This window comes from Microbacterium sp. FW305-3-2-15-F-LB2, assembly GCF_058787255.1.
The window spans coordinates 514,488-531,264 of sequence record NZ_JBYSZO010000001.1 but is presented as its reverse complement, the minus strand read 5'-3'; the positions used below and the strand labels follow the sequence as shown (position 1 = coordinate 531,264).

The window sequence follows — 16,777 nt, the reverse complement described above, 5'->3', positions numbered from 1 at the left end:
GAACGAGAGGGCCGCTCGCCCTCAGCCGGTCGCCATCACGGACGCAGCGTCACGCCGCGGCGATCGCGCCCGCCGATGTCCCTCTCGCCCGTACCCGATGGCGACCATCATGATGATGAGTTCGGAGTCGTCCGCATTCAGGTGCCGGCGCAGAGCATCGGCCTTGAACGTGGGCACGCTCATGTTCAGCATGCACGAGTCGAGTCCCAACGCATGGAGTGCCCACACGAAGGACATGGCAAAGATGCCCCCGTCGATCCAGCCCTGGTTGCGCTCCTTCGTGCCCGCGAACGCGCGGGCGTCGACGGTCACCACGGCGACAGCAGGAACGATGTCGCGGAACCCGGCGCTACCGTTCTGAAACTCCAGGACCTTGCGCGCCTCCTCTCCGTGCCTGATGTGCAAGCGCCAACTCTGCCTGTTGCAGACCGAGGGGGAGAAGAGCGCGAGTTCGACAGCCCGTTCGAGGACGTCTGCTTCGACGGGACGCACCGAGAAGTCCCGCACGCTGTGCCGTGTGCCGAAGAACGCAGCCGCATCCGACAACGCGGGATCAGCGAGTTCACGAACGGGACTGATGTCCTCCGATACGTCTCCACCCTCGTTCCACTGCTGCAGCGCGGTGAGCGCGCTTCGCGCATGCTGTGTGTACGCGGCATTCGGATCGGCAGCCGGCAGAAGCTTCTCCAGTCGCCTTTGCACCTCCAAACCGAAGGGGCGTCGTGGTTGTTGGAGCGCCAGGCCCTTCTCGATCCGGTGATAGTCCTTCGTGATCTGAGCCTCGAGGTTCATCCCCGACAGACCGGCGGCGATCGATTTGTCGTCCGGCAACATCGCCGCCGCGTATCGCCGCCGGTCCGCTGCAAACTCCCGACGAATATCGAGGTTGACTTTGACGCGCTTCAGCGATCGACGTAGTGCTCGCGGGGCCAGCTTGCTCAACGAAGACATAGTTTCCCTCATCCTTAGCGACCTGACTGCACGGCGCCCACGGCACGCGGAACAAATAACCGTCGACGTCCCCCCACAATACGCCTGCGAAAACGCGGGGGCTTCGCGGGGTGCGACTCCATCAGCTCGTGAATCCCGTGACGAACGGATCGCACGAACTGTCGATGGTGACCGCCGTGTTGCTCGCCGTGGGCGTATGCCGGAGATCCAGCGGACCGAGCGGACCATCCGGCAACTGCACCGAATACGAAACCGTCCGACTCTCGCCCTGGCCGAGCGTCACCATCCGGCTCTCACCCGTGTTGTTGTTCTCCACACCGCTCCGCGAGAGCGAGGGAACGTCACCGTCCGCGGGATCCATCGCGGTGATCGTCGCACCGGGAGGTGCGAAGAACAGGGTGTTGAGCATCATCGTCGTCGGGGGGAGTCCGTAACTGCTGTTGCGGAAGCCGAGCGTGTAAGCGTTGGTGATGTCATCGGTGATGCCGTTGTGCATGGTCATCGAGACGCTCACAGTGCGATCGACCGCGTTGCATGTGGCGGACACCTCGGTGGCCAGGTGGTACTCGAGCTTTCCGATGGAGAAGTCGTCGAGGTAGATGCCGAGCTGCGTCGACGCGGAGTTGTCGGGACGCAGCCCGCCATCAAGTCCGACCTCCGTCACGAGCGACTGGGCCTGCTCATCGGTGAACCAGAGGTTGATGCGCTGCTCCTGAGCACTGCGCGTCAGTTGCTCGAACATCGCGATCGGGTTCCACTGACCACCCGCCAAGCGCGAGAACACCGTCGAGGACACCATGGCGAAGAACTCGTCCGACGACCGGCCGTTGTCTCCGGCATCTCCGAATCGCTGATAAGTGTCACTAAGGAGCAGCTTCACCGCGTTGTCCGACGTTATTTGCTCCCCCGTGGGCAGATCGACGGGGCCGAGCACCTCGAGCATGTGAGAGAGGACGACGGGGTCGATCGAGATCACGCCGTCGAACTGACTGCCGTCCGTGCGACTCCACAACGACTCGAAGAGCCGCGCCGTCGTCGGGAAATCAGGGGTGAACGTATAGTCCTGCGAGTAGCGCGTGAAGGTGTCGGGGTACAGCGCCAGGGTGCTTTCGGGCAGATCCAGGACGGACCGCCCTGCCTGACCCGCAGCATAGAAAGCCATCGAATCGGACTGCGCCTTGAGTTCGATGCGACCATTGTCGACGACCATCACGCTCGACGCGGCGGGATTGCCGCCGGTCGCTCGGATCTCGGCGTTGTTCTGGAACACGACAAGGTACGTGCGCGGGCCGTCGCCCCCCGCCGCTACGAGGAGAGCCGGCAGATACTTCTGCACGAGAGACAGCGAAGGCGCCGCTTGATCGACGATCGTCGCGATCTCATCGAGAGGCTCGGTCACGAGAGGAAGCAAGCCGGTGCGGTCGATTCCGTCGGTCACGACCTTGGCATCGGTGAACGCGGCGGTGATCTCCGGTAGCGCACCCTCGGCTTGACGGAACGGCTCAAGGTTTATGCCGCCGCCCTCGATCGCGAGAGAGGAGAAATCGGATGCCGACAGCAGGGACACCGTCGGGGGGAGCGCGCGCTGCGTGAGGTCGCGGGTCATCGCGGTGAGGGCGCGGACGGCGTCCGTGTTCTCCTTGACGAGAGGGACAGAGGACGCCAGGTCCCACAGCGGCCCCGTCGTGCCGGCGTCTGCTCGTTGGGTCATCTCAAGGACCTCACCAGATACCTGGTTCAAGCCGTTGATGTCGCTGTTGGCGACGATCTGGGGGACGAAGGACAGCTTCGTCTGCGCCCCGAGTAGATCAGTGCGAACGAGTCCCGCCTGATGCGCGAAGGCCAGAAGTACCGCCACAGCGCCGCACACCGCGAACCCGACCACGCCGAGACCCCAGCCGATGGCGACCGCCGCGATCCGACCCGACCTCCCGGTGGTTACGGACGAACCCGCGGGTCCGCGGGCACGACGGCGGCTGACAGGCGCGTCACTATCGGACATCACGGGGCTTCGCCCGAAGTCGTTCCGTCGACCGGCGGGTCTATCGGGTCCACCGGCGGATCCGTCGGGTCCACCGGCGGATCCGTTGGGTCAACCGGCGGATCCGTCGGATCGGTCGGCGGAGGCGTCGTCTCCGTGGGCGCCGGTGAAGGCGTGTTGTTCGAGCCTCCTGGACTCGTCGGCGTCGAACCAGAACGCGACTCGCCCGAGCTGGGGTTGCGGGTGGAGGGCTGGGTGGGTGCGGACTCGCGTTCAGCCTCTTCGATGGCCACGACCCGCTTATTCTCGGCGCGCAGGGCATCGACCGCGACGGCGTAGGACGTCATCTCCCCGAGTCCGTCGCCGCCCGCCTGCTGAACCGCCTTCACTCGAGCTGCGGCATCGGTCACCGCGGATCGGTACGACGCCGCCGCGGAGTCATTCGCTTCCGCGATCTTCGCGGCCTCGGCCTCGATGGCAGCGCCCACGCTCGCGAGCGCCGCCCGGAATGCCTCGAGAGCGTCCACAACTCGTGAGCGATCCTCTCGGACATCCGCGATGAGGGCGGGAAGCGCCTCACGTGCCAGGTGCACAGCGTCGAGAGCTTTGCCGACGTCTGCGAGAGACTTCTCGTCGATCTGATCGCGCTCATACGCAGGAACCGAGGCCGGCGCAGCCAACGCTGCGACCGACACCTGCTCCAGAGATGCACGAGAGGCTTCCGCGGCCGCCAAGGGCGCCGCGTCGACACGACCCTGCAATCCTCCCAAGACGGGAGCGCTTGCCGATGCGAGGCCAGCCGCCTCCGACGCGGAAGCGGCATAGAGGTCCGCGCTGGTCTGGAGTGCCTTCGTCTCGTTGGCAAGCTCGGCCTCTCGCTCCCTCAGGCTCACCATGGCGTCATCGGCGGGGTTCGCAGTCGCGCGCTGGACCACAGCGAATGAGACCGTGCCGACCAGAGCGAGGACGGCCAGCACCGCCACAGCGACGCTGAAGTAGTTGACGGCTCCTGCTCTCCGGCGTCCTCCGAAAAGGGGGCGACGCCCCGCTTGCGTTAGCTCCGGGGCGGTCCAGCCCGCTTCAGCGACTTCTATTCGTCCGGCACCGACGAGCGCCTCCAAGCTCTCACCAGAGGTGCCCGTTGTCGTCGGTTCGGGAGGGCCGACCACCGCAGACAAGTCAGAGATGACGCTCGGCCGAGCGAGAAGAGTTGGTTCACCAACCACGGCGCCGATGGAATACGGGACGCGTTCGGGAACCAATGCCTCGGACGGGCCGACGACCCTTCTCAGATCGAGAGTCGGACCGGGCCTTTCCGAGCTCGCCTCGACACGAGGTCCGCCCACCAGCGCACGAAGGGACGCGACAGAATGAGCCGATGACGGCCTGGGTGCCGGTGCCGAATCGTCCTCAATCGTCGTCCCGAACAGGGACCTGAGATCACTCACTTGCGCCTCCCCGGCGCTGCTTCCGGCGCCGTTCCGCGAATGTCGTAGGGTAGTCGGGGGGCGCCGGGTGTGGCGCAGACTGCCTCGGGACAGAATAGCCTGAGAGGCTGCGTGCACCTGCCGGGCACCCGCTCACCTATTGACAGGCGAATGGACGAGGCTTGGAACTGCGCGATTATCTCAGGATTCTGCACCGCAACTGGATCCTCATCCTTGCGCTGACTCTTCTCGGCGGAGCCGCAATGTACGGGTACTCCTTGCTTCAGACGCCCACCTATGAAGCAAACACGCAGCTTTACGTTTCGGTGCGATCCGACAATTCCGGTGTGAGCGAACTCGCCCAAGGAACGAATTTCGCGCGACAGGCTGTGGTCAGCTTCGTAGACGTCGTCGACAGTGCAGTCGTCCTCGATCGCGTCGTCGACGATCTGAACCTCGACGTCACCGCACAGCAGCTGGCACGCTCGGTGGAGGCGTCATCGCCCTTGAATTCGGTCATCATCTCCGTGAAGGTGACGAACACCGACGCCGAGTTGGCTGCATCCATCGCGAACTCCGTGGGCTCGAATTTCGCCGACGTCGTCGTCAACCGACTCGAAAAGCCCGAGGGCGAGGCGACGAGCCTCGTTCGCGTGGAGACCATCGAACCGGCGCTCGTGCCGACGTCCCCCGCCTCGCCGAATGTGCCGATGAATGTGGCGTTGGGGCTGGTGGCGGGCCTCGCCCTGAGCCTCGCCCTCGCCCTGTTGCGTTCGGTGCTCGACACCAGAATTCACTCGCTCCACGACATCGAGGCAGCGACGGAGGCGCCCGTCCTGGGAGGGATCGCTCTCGACCCCGACGCGAAGAAGCGGCCGCTCATTGTGCACGCCGATCCGCGCAACCCACGCGCGGAGTCGTTTCGCAGCTTGCGGACGAACCTCCAGTTCATCGATGTTGACGGTTCGTCGAGGTCCTTCGTCATCTCGAGCGCGGGACCGGGCGAAGGAAAGTCGACCACGACGGCAAACCTTGCGATCGCCTTGGCGGAGACAGGTGCACGTGTGGCGTTGGTCGACGGCGACCTTCGCCTCCCCCGCGTGGCGGAATACATGGGCATCGAAGGCGGCGTCGGACTGACCGACGTGCTCATCGGTCGCGCGGAACTCGTCGACGTGCTCCAGCAATGGGGAACCGGCAAGCTGTTCGTCCTGCCGTCGGGGCGGACACCCCCTAACCCGTCCGAGTTGCTCGGCAGCCAGGCGATGAAGCGCACTCTCGAGGCTTTGGCCGACGCCTTCGATTACGTCCTGGTAGACGCTCCGCCCCTCCTCCTCGTGACGGACGCCGCCGTGATCTCGCGCTTCACGAGTGGTGTGCTCCTCGTCGCCGCATCGGGCACGACCAAGAAACCCCAGTTGACCGCGGCCGTCGAGAAGTTGAATGCGATCGGAACACGGCTGTTCGGCGTGGTCGTCACGATGTTGCCCGCTAAGGGGCCCGACAGCTACGGGTACGGGGCGTACTCCTATTCCTCCGCAGAGCCGACGCTCTCGACCGACAAGGGTGAGCGTCGATCCCGTCGCGACCGCGCCGAACAGCAATGACGTTCTCGATCCTCTCGGTCTGTACCGGGAACATCTGCCGGTCCCCCGTGGCCGAGCTGATCCTTGCGCACGCCCTCGCACCTTTCGCGGACGTGCAGGTCGAGAGCGCCGGCACCGGTGCTCTCGTCGGAAGCGTTGTGCCCGAGCAGGCACAGCGCCTCGCCGCGACCCGCGGTATTGACGCGTCAGCGCACCGTGCGCGTCAGATCGATGTCGGCATGATCCGCGGCGCGGACCTCATCGTGGCCATGTCGCGCGACCATCGCCGCCTCATCGTGGAAACCCTCCCTGCCTCCATGCGGCGGGCGTTCACTCTTCGCGAACTCGCGCGGATCGCCGACGAACTCGAACACGGCTTGCCCGACGCAGTCACAACAGCTGGCGCACGCACGCCCGAGGACGGTATGCGTGCGGCCGTGTCCTACGCCGCAGCGCTCCGCGGCACCGTCCCCCCGCCCGCAAGCCCGGAGGAGTTCGACATCGTCGATCCGTACCGGCGACCGGACGAGGTCTACGCGCTGTCGTTCGAGGAGTTGTCGCCTGCCGCCGACCGAGTCGCCGCTTTTCTGGCCGCGGGGGCGAGAGCCGCCTCAGCTCGGTGACGCGCACGGATAGATAGAGATCAACTCGCGACGCGCTTCCAGAATCGGAAGCCGACGATGTCCCCCTCGAGTTCGTAGTTGGATGCCACCCACGGCGCGAGTCCGTCGAAATGCGCCAACTCCGGCGGACATTCGATGGAGATACCACACGAAACCGGAGACTCCACGATCAGCGCCGGGGGGACAGACTCGATGTCGGCGAGGTACTGAGCCGGGAGCCCGCCGTACCCCTGTTCGACGGGCAGCGAGTATGTGATCGACGTCGGAGAGAGCCGCTGGGCCGATGCGAGGATCCATGTTTCGGCCCCGTGCACAAGAACTCGATCATCGGGCGAGGTTTCGAGGCGGACCCGGTCGACGAGCTGAGCCTGATACGTGTCGGGCAGATACACACCCGCGCCCGCCACGGTACGGAGAGCCTGGAGCGACGCGGTGGTGGAACTCGACATCACGATCGCCACGGTCACGAGCACGGCGATACCCGGAATCAGTGGGCGCGCTGCGGTCCGTCGATTCGACCACGCAGCCGACACGCTCGGAAGCAGCGAAGCGCTCGCGGACACGACAACCACGGTGAATCCGGCTATCGCAACGACGAGATAGTGGGGGTAGGGCCGGCCGGACACCATCTGCGACAGAGCATCCAGAAGACCGACGGCAAGGAAGAGCACAACGACGATACGTGTACGCGTGCCGTCTGACCCCTCTCTCCGCGCGCTCACGAGCATCGCGCCGAGGAGCACAAGGGTCACCGCCACGACGGCTCCGGAAAACAGCAGCTGGGAAAGAGTGACGAAAGCACCGAGGCGGTCTCCAGCGCCGGTCCCCCCGGAGTAGAAGAGGTTGTACCCCACGTATTGGTCGACCGCTGCCCGAAGAGCATTCCCCGTCCAGAGCCAGAGACCGAGCGAGGCCGCAACCGTCGCGACGATGAGAGCGACAGCTCCCACGAAGACGATGCGATGACGCAGCAGGACGGCTCCGACTATCACGAGCAGCAGAAGGCCAACGACGTTGTTCATCCGGGTAAACAACCCCACGGATAGCGCCAGACCGACGACGAGCCCCAGCCCGCCGGTCATCCGTACGGAAGCCTCTCTGCCATGGGCGAGCGCAACGTGCGCTGCCAGGCTGCACGCGACCAACTGGAACGGGAAGAGCCATGTCTCGGTGAAGTTGCCCCCCTCGAACACAGCTAGGTACGTGACGCCTGCCACAAGCACCGCGACGGCCGCCCAATTCCCGATTCGTCGCGCCCAGATCAGCCCGGCGATCGCGAGGCCGAAGAACAGCGCGACCGCCTCGAGCACAGGCGCACCGATGATCCCTCCGCCCAACTGCCATGCCGTCGCCTCGAGCACGGCGAGGAGCGGACCTTTGTGGTCCCAAGAGTCGACGTACGGCATTCCTCCGCGCGTCACGACCATCCCCGTGTAGAGGAACACGCCGGAGTCGCGTGTGATGTGCCCAGAAACGGCCATCGGCACAAAGGCGACAAGGCTGACCAGCAGAGCGGATGCCGCAGCGAGCAGCATCGCGGAACGTCGAGCCGTCGTCATCCGATCGGCTCCTTCACGCCAATGAGGTCTCTCTCCCGCCACCGTCGGAACACCCTTCGGTCGCGGGCGTGCACGGCGGCCACCATGAGGGCCGCAGCAGTAACCCCGATCCAGCCGCCGATGGTATTGGCAATCACGTCGTTGATCGTGGCGAACCGCGCGGGCAGCACGAGGAGTTGCAGCGTTTCGAGGACGGCTGAGAGGGCGGGAATGAGCGGAAGGGCGATCCACAGGAAGCGCGTCGGAAACACGAGCGACAGGAAGAATCCAAGTGGGACGAACATCGCGATGTTTGCGGTGAACTCCACCCACCGGTATCCCAACCAGTCGGGCACGCCGTTGCGGTGGAGCACCACCAGCACCCGGAGGATGGCGCTCTCGTACCCCCGGTCGATGGGCGCAGGAGAGAGTGTCGCGGCCAACACCACTGCAAGGCAGAGGGCCAGCCCGAGGGTGCCGATCAGCGGCCGCACGGTCAGCCGCGCAGAGCCATGTCGCGGCGAGCCGGATGGTGGTCGCGACGATGCGACCGAGCGACATCGACTCGCCAGAGCTCAGCCAGCGCCAGTCGTGCGAAGCGGATCAGACGGCGAGGAGGGAAGACGACGCGCGCCCGGCCAGTTCCCCACATTGTTCCCTGGGCGGCAGCACCTCGGCGCGGGATGCTCGCGACCGCGACGTATCGGACGGGGAGACGGTCGCGTGCTTCAGCGATCGAGAAGTGCACGTGCGGCACGAGCGCGCCCTCCGGCACCCCGTCGATGAGGCGGCGAAGCGCATCGGGGCGGTAGGCGCGCAACGGCGTGTTCACATCCGGCACGGAACGCCCGCAGAGCAGGAGAACGGCGAAGCGCACGAGGACGCTGAGACCGCGCCGGAACCAGGGATCGGTACGACCTCGACGCACACCGTGAACCACCTCAGAAACGCCGTCATCGATGGCGCGCGCGACGAGTGCGATGTCTTCCCCATGGAACTGTCCATCACCATCGACGTGAACGATCACTCTGGCACCGCTCTTAAGCCCCTCCGCATACGCCGCAAGGGCAGTAGGTCCGTGGCCGCGATTCCTCGGCGCCCGCATGACGTAGGCGAGGGTACCGACAGCGCGGCTGGTGTCGTCGGTAGAAGCATCGTCCACGACGATCAGGGTGACAGGGATCTCGCATGCAGCGAACGAGGCACGGATCTCGGCGAGGAAAGCCGGGAGTCCTTCCGCCTCGTTGTAGGCAGGTATCACCACTGCCACATGCGTTTTCGCCTGCACTTTGGGTTCCCCGCTTCCGTTCGGAGTACTTTCACCCGGCGCTTCCCCCGAACCTGTAGCGTATGACACTCGTGGGGCGCAGCCGAAATCTTCGTCGCGCGGGCGCTCTGTCCGCACGCTTCCTCGTTGTCGGCGCCATCAGCACACTGATCGAGATCGCGTCGTTCAATGTGCTTATTGCCCTCGGCACAAATCCCGTCGTCGCGAAAGTCGTCGCCTCGCTGATCGCACTGGTAAATGCCTACGTCGGGAACCGCGAATGGGCCTTCCGCTCACGGGCACGTACCGGTACCGGGCGGCAGATGGTCCGGTTCCTCCTCGTCAATGCGGTGTGCACGGCGATCGGCGCGGGCGCGGTCTGGTTGGGCGCGCACGCATGGCAAGCGGCCTTCGGCGAGGTCGGCGCCCTCGGTCTCAACGTCGTGAATCTCATATCCATCGGTGGGGTAACCGTGATCCGATTCGTGCTTTATCACTATGTGGTCTTCCCACCGGCTCGACCGGTTCAAGGCGTCGACGAACCCTCGGGTAGGCTCACCCCGTGAAGACAGCCCCCCGCGTCCTCGGAACCCTGTCGCTGCTGATGGCGTTCATCTCATTGGGGGTGCAACTGGCTGTAGTCATGCGCCTGTGGGCACTCTCCGTCGAGACGATCTCTCTGACCAGCTCGCTCGCGTTGTCCGCGGCGGGGGCGGTACTGGGACTGGTTTTCGCAATCGTCGCAGTGGTCCTCCGGCGCGGGTCCTTCGGAGTGATCGCCCCGATCTCCGGCCTGATGAACCTCGGTTTGCTCGCGGCGTACGCCTACCTTTTCGCCGTTCTCTGAGCAACCTCAGGCTCTTGTCGCCTGCTCAGCCGCACGGGACTTCGACGACCGACGTTTCCACCGGGTTCACCATCGGGGTGTGCACGAGCGAGACGTCGTCACCGTTGGCGCGCGTGCCCCTGAATTCGATCGTGAGGGTGTGTGAGGTCTCCATCGGGTTCACGATCCACATCCGCCCTACGGGGCGGCCCAGGTCCTCGCCCGTCGTGATGGCGACGTCGACGCCATCGACCGTCGCTCGAACGAAGGTCGACCCGCTCGGGCCGTAGAACTGCAGATCGGTGCCGATCGTCCCCTTGGGGTACCTGCTCGCCGTGTCCACATAAGACACCAGCCCGTCGGAAGTGGCCTGATCCAGCGCGTTCACAAACGTCACCGTCGTGGTGTAGGTCGGAACCAGACCGCACCCGTCAATGCTGACCTGAGCCGACATCCAGGTGTAGTAGCTGAGCTTCGACTGCGTGAGGTCGTTCACGAACACGCCGAGGGTCGGCTTCTGCGGGGTGTCGGTCTCCCGCAACGGTCCGAGGATTCGCGATCCTGAGAAGGCTGCCTGCGTCATATCATCGAAGGAATGGAAATAGATACGATTCTCGTCAACGGATCGCACGACGGCTTCGACGAACGGAAGTGGTTCGAAATCGCCCGCGGATATGGCATCGAAAACCTTCACCGCCGCTGACGCGAAGAACACATCCTGGTCGGAGTTCTTCGGGTAACGCGAATACACCTCGCTGAGCAGAATGCGGACAGCATCCGCCGACGTCAGCTCGTCCCCGGTCTCCAACGTGATCGGTCCCGTCGCCTGCAGGACGTAGGAGAGGACAACCGGATCGATGGAGATCACCCCGTCCACGGGGTCACCGAACGACTCGGTCCAGTAGGCCTTCGCCAGCTCCGCGGAAAGGCCGAAGTCGGGCGTGGATGTGATGTCTTGAGACCAGCGGCCGATCTTGTCGTCGTAGAGCTTCACCAACTCAGCGCTGAGCGGCAGAATCGGGGTCGGGCGTTCGTTAGTGAAGCTACGACTTGTCGCCTGTTGGACGATGTCCATCTTCCCGTTCTCGACCCTCAGAAGAACGACAGATGCCGGAATCCCGCCGAGCCCACGCGCTTCGGCATTGTTCTGAACGAGAAGGAGATAGTTCTTCGGGCCATCCTGGCCCATCATCGAGGGTAGATGCGGCAGAACGGCGTCCGCCCTGGAGAGAGCCGGCTGGAGCGCGCCAACGACGCCCGTGAGCTGGGAGAGCGGTGCGCGGAGCAGGCCGGGCACAAGTCGAAGATTGACTCCCTCAAGAGCTCCGGACGCGCGCTCTGCTGAGTCGGAGGCGGACGCGATCGGCGCCGCAAGTTCCGTCAAAGCGGAGATGTTGAACGCGCCGCCCTGCGGACGTAGGAGGCTGGGGTCGACGTCGACGAGCGCTGGCAGAACGCCGTGCGCGATCTCGTCGACCGCGACGGTCGATTCCCGGACCGCGTGGAGGGATGGGCCGACGAACGGCGCCTGTTCGGCAACCCACCACAACCAGGTGTCAGCGGCGCCGCGAGCGGTAGCGGCATGAGCCTGTAGATCTTCGATGGACGCATCCAGCGCCGCGCGGTCGTCAGAATCGAATTGACCCTGCATTCGGGACACGACGGGAACCGCCGCACGCAGTTCTTTCTGCGCAACGAATGCTCCGACACCGACAGCCACGACGAGCGTGACGAGGACCGCACAGAGGGCGCCGAGGCAGACCCAGGCGATGAGGAGCCGCCGGCGACGGCGTGAGGAGTCGTGTGACATTGTTCATCCGATCACGCCGCGAGTCGGTGGTCCGGCGTCGGGCGCGACGGGCACCTGCCGCGCGGTCGGTATGCTACCTGAGTCCGGTAAGAGCCCTCTGCAACAGCGGATTCGACGCGCTGCAAACCGAGATGAGCCGGCCGCGACTGACAAATCTGGGGAGACGCGTGAACCACGAATCGCGGATCACTCGCCCGCATGTGTCTGCGGTGATCTGCGACGTTCCCGGGAAGATCCCAGATTCCACGCCACACCCCGGGAATACTGCATTGGTGGGTTCCATCTCAAGCGTAGGGAGACGCTTCGCGTGGGATGCTCGTGCGCCCCGGGCGAAACGAGCTCAACATGAAATACCCGCCTTCCAGCGACCAGAAGGGACCCGCTGAGTAGCCATGGGTATTGCGACGAAGATCATCGGCGACCAGCGCCAACGTGTCCGCGAGGCGGGAGGCGACGGGTGGCGGCGCGTGAGTTTGCAACTCGCGACGAAAGTCGGGCCCATGGCGGTGCGCGGCGCGCTGTTGGCGCCTCGGCTCGGCTCGCGGCGCGGACTGCCTCTCATCGGCCGGGGCGTCCGCGTACGCAATCCACACCTCGTCCATGTCGGTGCGGACCTGGTGGTCGAGGACTTCGCGGAGATCCAGGGGCTGAGCCGCGACGGCATCCGGCTCGGAGACCGAGTGTCGATCGGCACCGGCACACTCATCCGGCCCAGCAGCTACTACTCGCGCGCCATCGGCGTGGGTCTGGTCATGGGGGACGACAGCAGCCTTTCTCCCGGGTGCTACATCGGATGCTCGGGCGGGGTGACCATTGGCGAAAAGACCATGCTCGGTCCGGGAGTGCGCGTGTTCGCCGAGGACCACGTCATGGATGACCCCACGATCGACGTTAAGTCCCAGGGCGTCGCGTGGTCCCCCATCACCATCGGCTCCGGGTGCTGGATCGCCAGCGGGGTGACGATCACGTCGGGGGTGACCATCGGCGACGGAGCCGTGATCGCGGCGGGAGCAGTGGTCACTCGTGATGTGGCTCCCGGTAGCGTCGTCGGCGGTATCCCCGCCCGTGAGATCAAGAGACGGGACGTTTTGTGACCCGACGACGCGCAATTGTCGTCCACCCCTCTGACGAGATGTACGGCGCTGATCGTGTGCTCTTGGAAGTGCTGCGGACAGTCCCCGACGATCTGGATCTCGAGGTGTGGCTGCCCACCGACATCGACTACCCCGACCGGGAGCTCTCGCGCGCTCTGGAGGCGCGCGGCATCACGGTCCGGCACCTCGCCCTCCCGATCATGCGGCGCGCATACCTCCGCCCGTCCCGCCTCCTCGGCCTGGGCCTGCGCGCGCTGTCGACGGGGACGCGGTTGATCGCGGCCCGCCCTGCACTCGTATACATCAGCACGGCAGCGGCGGCTCTTGCCGCGCCGCCAGCGCGACTGTCCGGGGCTCGAGTCGTGCTTCACCTCCACGAGCACATCGGGTCGCGCTCCCGCTCCGTGATCCCCTTCCTGCGGTACGCGCATCACATCATCGCGGTGAGTTCGGCGGTGGCACGCGCTCTCCCCTCGCACCTCCGCGGGAGAACGACCGTCGTCCACAACGGATTCGATTCGGAGGCGCCGGAGGAGTTGCCTCCCTTCGACGGCGGGATACGCGTTCTCATTGCCAGCCGATGGAACTCGTGGAAGGGGCACAAAGTCTTCCTCGACGCTTGGAACCGCATGGGGCGATCAGACCTGACGCTCGAGGTCCTCGGTGATGCGCCCCCGATCGGAGAGGCCGTCGATGTCCGTTCCCTCGTGGCGGAGTCTTGCCGGGGTTCGCAGATCACGGTCGTCGGGCGTACGGCCGACGTGCGGGCACACCTGGACTCGGCACACGTGGTCGTGGTGCCGAGTGTGCTGCCCGACCCGCTGCCGACGATCGCCATCGAGGCCCTGGGCGCCGGTCGCGCACTCCTGGCCAGCGATGCGGGGGGCCTGCGCGAGATCGTCGGGGACAGCCCGCTCCTCGTGCCCCCGGGCGATGCCGATGCGTGGGCGACCGCTTTGAACGCGCTCAGTGAAGAAAGCATCCGGGCCGCGGCTGCCGCCGCGCGCGAGCGGTTCGAGAGACTGTTCGCCCGCGACACCTTCGATAGACGCATCAGCGCCGAACTGTGGGACCTCGTCACTCGACCATGAGTCCCATGACCACGACGTCGTACGCGCGCCCGATCCTCACGGGCCGGACGCGACTGATCACGCTCACGTTGATCACCGCGGTCGTCGCCAGCTCGTTCCTGGGCCGCTACGACGCCGACGTGATGGGCTTCCGCGTCCGCGTCGAGCAGGTGGTGCCGCTCGCGCTCGTGTGCTGGATGCTGGTGCACCCGGCTCTTCGCGGTCCATTCGCCCGCGCGTTGCGGCATCCCGTCCCCCTCATCTACGCGGGCTTCGTCCTCTGGAACGTCCTCACGACGCTGGCCTTCTCGCCGAGCTTGGCGTGGAGCGCGTCGATCCTGATCTGGCTGACGATCGACCTGTTGCTTCTCGTCTCCCTCATGGCGCTCGCCGACGGGGCAGCACTGGGGGAGCGCCTCGGCCGTCTCTCGGTGGCCCCCTGGGCTCTGGTGGGCTTCGCCGCCTACGCCATCGCGAACCTGACGCGCGGCCAGGTCGCCCCCGGAACCGACTTCGACTACCTCTACGAGGTCTACGTCGCCCGAGCGACGGCCATCGAAGCCAACATCTACGCCTCCATCCTGATCTTCTGGACACTCCTGGCCGTCACGCGCCGCGGCATCCGTCGCTGGGAGACGGCGGCCATCGCGGTGAGCGTGCCACTCGGCCTCGTCGCCTCACAGACGCGGACGGCGGTGTTCAGTCTCGCGCTCGGGCTCGGCGTCTTCGCTGTGTACACGCTGCTCTCGCACCGGTCGTCGTGGCGGGAGCGTCTTGTGCGAGTTCTGCCCGCGGCCGTACTCGTCGGGACCCTCATCGTCACCTACGGTGTGGTCGCAGCCCTCGGCGGCACGCAGCCCGCCGACCGTAGCCTGCCGCCGAGCGCAAGCGCGACCATGCCCGGTGCTTCGACGTCCCCCGCTCCCACGCGCGAACCGGACCCGACGAATCCGGAGCAGCAGAACAAGATCGGGGACGTCGACTTCGAAGGGGGCACGATCGCGTTCCGCCTCGAGGTGGCGAGCCTCGCCGCGGAAGACATGACGGGCATCCATCTCTGGCTGGGCAACGGGACGAACACGTTCGGCCTCCGCCACGAGCAGCCCGGCACCCCCGGGATCAGCGGCCACATCATCATGCTGCCCGTGCAGGTCCTTTACGACGGCGGCATCGTTGGTCTCGTCCTGTTGATCGCGCTGTTCGCCGCGGTCTTCGTCTACGTGCCGCGCCCACGCAAGCCCGTCGCAACCGGGCTCCTGGCCTCGTACCTTCTGTCGGCGACGCTCACGAGCATGTTCTGGTTCGCGATCACCTGGATCCTCATCGCCGTGATCCTGCGTCCGGTCACCGAGGACGAACGTGACCTCGACCGCCTCTGAAGCCCCCCGGCCGCACCGGGCCCGAAGCGTCGCGCTGCTCACCGCCGTCTCCGCTCTCTCGGCGATCTCGCCCCTGATCGCGCTTCCGCTCATCACCCGCGCGGCCGGACCGGTGGGCTTCGCGGAAATCGCCATCGGCCAGGCTCTCGGCACCCTCGCCGCCACGATCATCACCTTCGGCTGGGCCGTGCGCGGACCCGTCGAGGCGGCACGGTCGGCCCACCCCGCCCGCGTCTTCCGGGCGAGCGTCCTGGTACGCGGCACCAACAGCCTCGTCCTTCTTCCCCTCGTCGCCCTCGTCGCCGCGATCGCGAGCCACACTGACGATCACGCCCTCGCGATCGTCTCGGCGCTCGCCTTCTCCCTCCAGGGCCTCTCCTTGAGCTGGTACGCGATCGGTGTCGGCCGCCCGTTGCTCGCGCTGGTCTTCGATGCCGTCCCCCGCATCGTGCTCAACACCGCCGGTGCTGCCGCAGCGCTGCTCCTCGGCATCCCGCTCCTCTACCCGGCGACACTGCTCGTCGGTACGCTCGCGGCGTTCCTCGGTGCGACGTGGCTGATCGGTCTGCGCGAACGCTTCTCGGTGCGCGCGACAGTCAGGGACGCCCGCTCCGCGTACCGTGAGGGGTGGCGGACCGCCCTGAGCGCCGGGCTCCTGACGTTCTCGGAGACGGCTCCCCTGTCCACCCTCGGCGTCGTCGGCTCGCCCGCGGCGATCGGCTTCGCGCCGTTCGACCGGGTGCTGAAGTACGGCTATATCGGCGTCTACATGATCACGTCGTCTTTCCAGGGCTGGGTGTCCTCGGCGGACGGGCGGGTCGGCCTGCGACGGATGCGTCGCACCCTCGGCCTCCACGCCCTCCTCGCCCTCGCCCTCGGCACCGGTTTCGCACTGGTGGTGCCGTGGGCCACTCCCGTCGTGCTCGGAGCCGGCTTCGAAATGACCCCTTCGACGGCGCTCTTCGGGGGCATCGCGCTCGCGGCGATGACCGTCGCGACCGCTCTCGGGCTGTGCGTGGTGCTCCCGTCCGGTCGCGACGGCGCCTATCTCACCGCCGTGTGCCTGGGCGCGGTCCTCATCACACCCGCCGTGATCGCGGGGGCGGGTATCGCCGGCGTGACCGGTGCCGCGGCGGGCGTCGCACTCGTCCAGCTCGCGACGCTGGCCGCTCTGGCGACAGCGGCCGCTCCGGTGCTGCGCGGTCGGTGAACGACGCGTCGACGC

15 protein-coding genes are annotated in these 16,777 nt (G+C 66.2%); 8 read left to right on the top strand and 7 right to left on the bottom strand.

The annotated features are described in order from the left end of the window. Nucleotides 1-21 precede the first annotated feature (21 nt). The 3 genes from AC3WLZ_RS02515 to AC3WLZ_RS02505 all read right to left on the bottom strand — a co-directional run bounded on the left by AC3WLZ_RS02515 (nucleotide 22) and on the right by AC3WLZ_RS02505 (nucleotide 3,909). On the bottom strand, nucleotides 22-942 hold the full coding sequence (locus tag AC3WLZ_RS02515; protein ID WP_492468945.1) for a nitroreductase family protein: 921 nt from the start codon (nucleotides 940-942) through the stop codon (nucleotides 22-24). 130 nt (nucleotides 943-1,072) lie between these two features. Next, a complete protein-coding gene (locus AC3WLZ_RS02510) occupies nucleotides 1,073-2,953 on the bottom strand; it encodes a DUF4012 domain-containing protein (RefSeq protein ID WP_492468944.1) in 1,881 nt (626 codons plus the stop codon). Then, entirely contained in the window at nucleotides 2,953-3,909 is a 957-nt protein-coding gene (locus AC3WLZ_RS02505; RefSeq protein WP_492468942.1) for a hypothetical protein, read from the bottom strand. Before AC3WLZ_RS02505 ends, AC3WLZ_RS02510 begins: the two co-directional genes overlap by 1 nt. 632 nt (nucleotides 3,910-4,541) lie before the next feature. Between AC3WLZ_RS02505 and AC3WLZ_RS02500 the strand changes: the two genes are divergently transcribed. Beyond that, nucleotides 4,542-5,966, top strand: coding sequence for a tyrosine-protein kinase domain-containing protein (locus tag AC3WLZ_RS02500; RefSeq protein WP_492468941.1), 1,425 nt, complete (start codon nucleotides 4,542-4,544; stop codon nucleotides 5,964-5,966). Between the two features lie 47 nt (nucleotides 5,967-6,013). Beyond that, a complete protein-coding gene (locus tag AC3WLZ_RS02495; RefSeq protein WP_492468940.1) occupies nucleotides 6,014-6,568 on the top strand; it encodes an arsenate reductase/protein-tyrosine-phosphatase family protein in 555 nt (184 codons plus the stop codon). A 20-nt stretch (nucleotides 6,569-6,588) separates the two neighbouring features. Here AC3WLZ_RS02495 and AC3WLZ_RS02490 read toward each other — a convergent pair whose 3' ends face one another. Genes AC3WLZ_RS02490 through AC3WLZ_RS02480 form a run of 3 tightly spaced genes read right to left on the bottom strand, consistent with a single transcriptional unit; the run spans nucleotide 6,589 to nucleotide 9,394 of the window. Beyond that, nucleotides 6,589-8,127: a hypothetical protein gene (locus AC3WLZ_RS02490; protein ID WP_492468939.1), complete on the bottom strand. Its 1,539-nt coding sequence runs from the start codon at nucleotides 8,125-8,127 to the stop codon at nucleotides 6,589-6,591. Beyond that, nucleotides 8,124-8,600 carry a VanZ family protein gene (locus AC3WLZ_RS02485; protein WP_492468938.1) on the bottom strand — a complete coding sequence of 159 codons (477 nt, stop codon included), beginning with the start codon at nucleotides 8,598-8,600 and terminating at the stop codon, nucleotides 8,124-8,126. Before AC3WLZ_RS02485 ends, AC3WLZ_RS02490 begins: the two co-directional genes overlap by 4 nt. Nucleotides 8,601-8,602: 2 nt before the next feature. Beyond that, on the bottom strand, nucleotides 8,603-9,394 hold the full coding sequence (locus AC3WLZ_RS02480) for a glycosyltransferase family 2 protein (RefSeq protein ID WP_492468937.1): 792 nt from the start codon (nucleotides 9,392-9,394) through the stop codon (nucleotides 8,603-8,605). Between the two features lie 62 nt (nucleotides 9,395-9,456). On the opposite strand from AC3WLZ_RS02480, the gene AC3WLZ_RS02475 reads away from it, so the two are divergent. Next, nucleotides 9,457-9,939, top strand: a complete 483-nt coding sequence (locus tag AC3WLZ_RS02475) for a GtrA family protein (protein ID WP_492468936.1) — start codon at nucleotides 9,457-9,459, stop codon at nucleotides 9,937-9,939. After that, nucleotides 9,936-10,220: a hypothetical protein gene (locus AC3WLZ_RS02470; RefSeq protein ID WP_492468934.1), complete on the top strand. Its 285-nt coding sequence runs from the start codon at nucleotides 9,936-9,938 to the stop codon at nucleotides 10,218-10,220. Before AC3WLZ_RS02475 ends, AC3WLZ_RS02470 begins: the two co-directional genes overlap by 4 nt. Before the next feature lie 25 nt (nucleotides 10,221-10,245). On the opposite strand, the gene AC3WLZ_RS02465 is transcribed toward AC3WLZ_RS02470, so the two are convergent. Further along, nucleotides 10,246-11,919 carry a DUF4012 domain-containing protein gene (locus AC3WLZ_RS02465; RefSeq protein WP_492468933.1) on the bottom strand — a complete coding sequence of 558 codons (1,674 nt, stop codon included), beginning with the start codon at nucleotides 11,917-11,919 and terminating at the stop codon, nucleotides 10,246-10,248. A 482-nt stretch (nucleotides 11,920-12,401) separates the two neighbouring features. Between AC3WLZ_RS02465 and AC3WLZ_RS02460 the strand changes: the two genes are divergently transcribed. Genes AC3WLZ_RS02460 through AC3WLZ_RS02445 form a run of 4 tightly spaced genes read left to right on the top strand, consistent with a single transcriptional unit; the run spans nucleotide 12,402 to nucleotide 16,762 of the window. Beyond that, on the top strand, nucleotides 12,402-13,103 hold the full coding sequence (locus AC3WLZ_RS02460; protein WP_492468932.1) for an acyltransferase: 702 nt from the start codon (nucleotides 12,402-12,404) through the stop codon (nucleotides 13,101-13,103). Continuing rightward, nucleotides 13,100-14,194 carry a glycosyltransferase family 4 protein gene (locus AC3WLZ_RS02455; RefSeq protein WP_492468931.1) on the top strand — a complete coding sequence of 365 codons (1,095 nt, stop codon included), beginning with the start codon at nucleotides 13,100-13,102 and terminating at the stop codon, nucleotides 14,192-14,194. Before AC3WLZ_RS02460 ends, AC3WLZ_RS02455 begins: the two co-directional genes overlap by 4 nt. Before the next feature lie 5 nt (nucleotides 14,195-14,199). Continuing rightward, on the top strand, nucleotides 14,200-15,552 hold the full coding sequence (locus tag AC3WLZ_RS02450; RefSeq protein ID WP_492468929.1) for an O-antigen ligase family protein: 1,353 nt from the start codon (nucleotides 14,200-14,202) through the stop codon (nucleotides 15,550-15,552). Then, the gene (locus AC3WLZ_RS02445; RefSeq protein WP_492468928.1) at nucleotides 15,533-16,762 is read left to right on the top strand and encodes a hypothetical protein; all 1,230 of its coding nucleotides are present in this window, start codon (nucleotides 15,533-15,535) and stop codon (nucleotides 16,760-16,762) included. Before AC3WLZ_RS02450 ends, AC3WLZ_RS02445 begins: the two co-directional genes overlap by 20 nt. Nucleotides 16,763-16,777 lie beyond the last annotated feature (15 nt).

Excerpts from the sequence above, each read along its gene's own strand:
- AC3WLZ_RS02490 (WP_492468939.1), bottom strand. The coding sequence starts at position 8,127 with ATGACGACGGCTCGACGTTCCGCGATGCTGCTCGCTGCGGCATCCGCT.
- AC3WLZ_RS02510 (WP_492468944.1), bottom strand. The coding sequence starts at position 2,953 with ATGTCCGATAGTGACGCGCCTGTCAGCCGCCGTCGTGCCCGCGGACCC.
- AC3WLZ_RS02450 (WP_492468929.1), top strand. The coding sequence starts at position 14,200 with ATGACCACGACGTCGTACGCGCGCCCGATCCTCACGGGCCGGACGCGA.
- AC3WLZ_RS02460 (WP_492468932.1), top strand. The coding sequence starts at position 12,402 with ATGGGTATTGCGACGAAGATCATCGGCGACCAGCGCCAACGTGTCCGC.
- AC3WLZ_RS02475 (WP_492468936.1), top strand. The coding sequence starts at position 9,457 with ATGACACTCGTGGGGCGCAGCCGAAATCTTCGTCGCGCGGGCGCTCTG.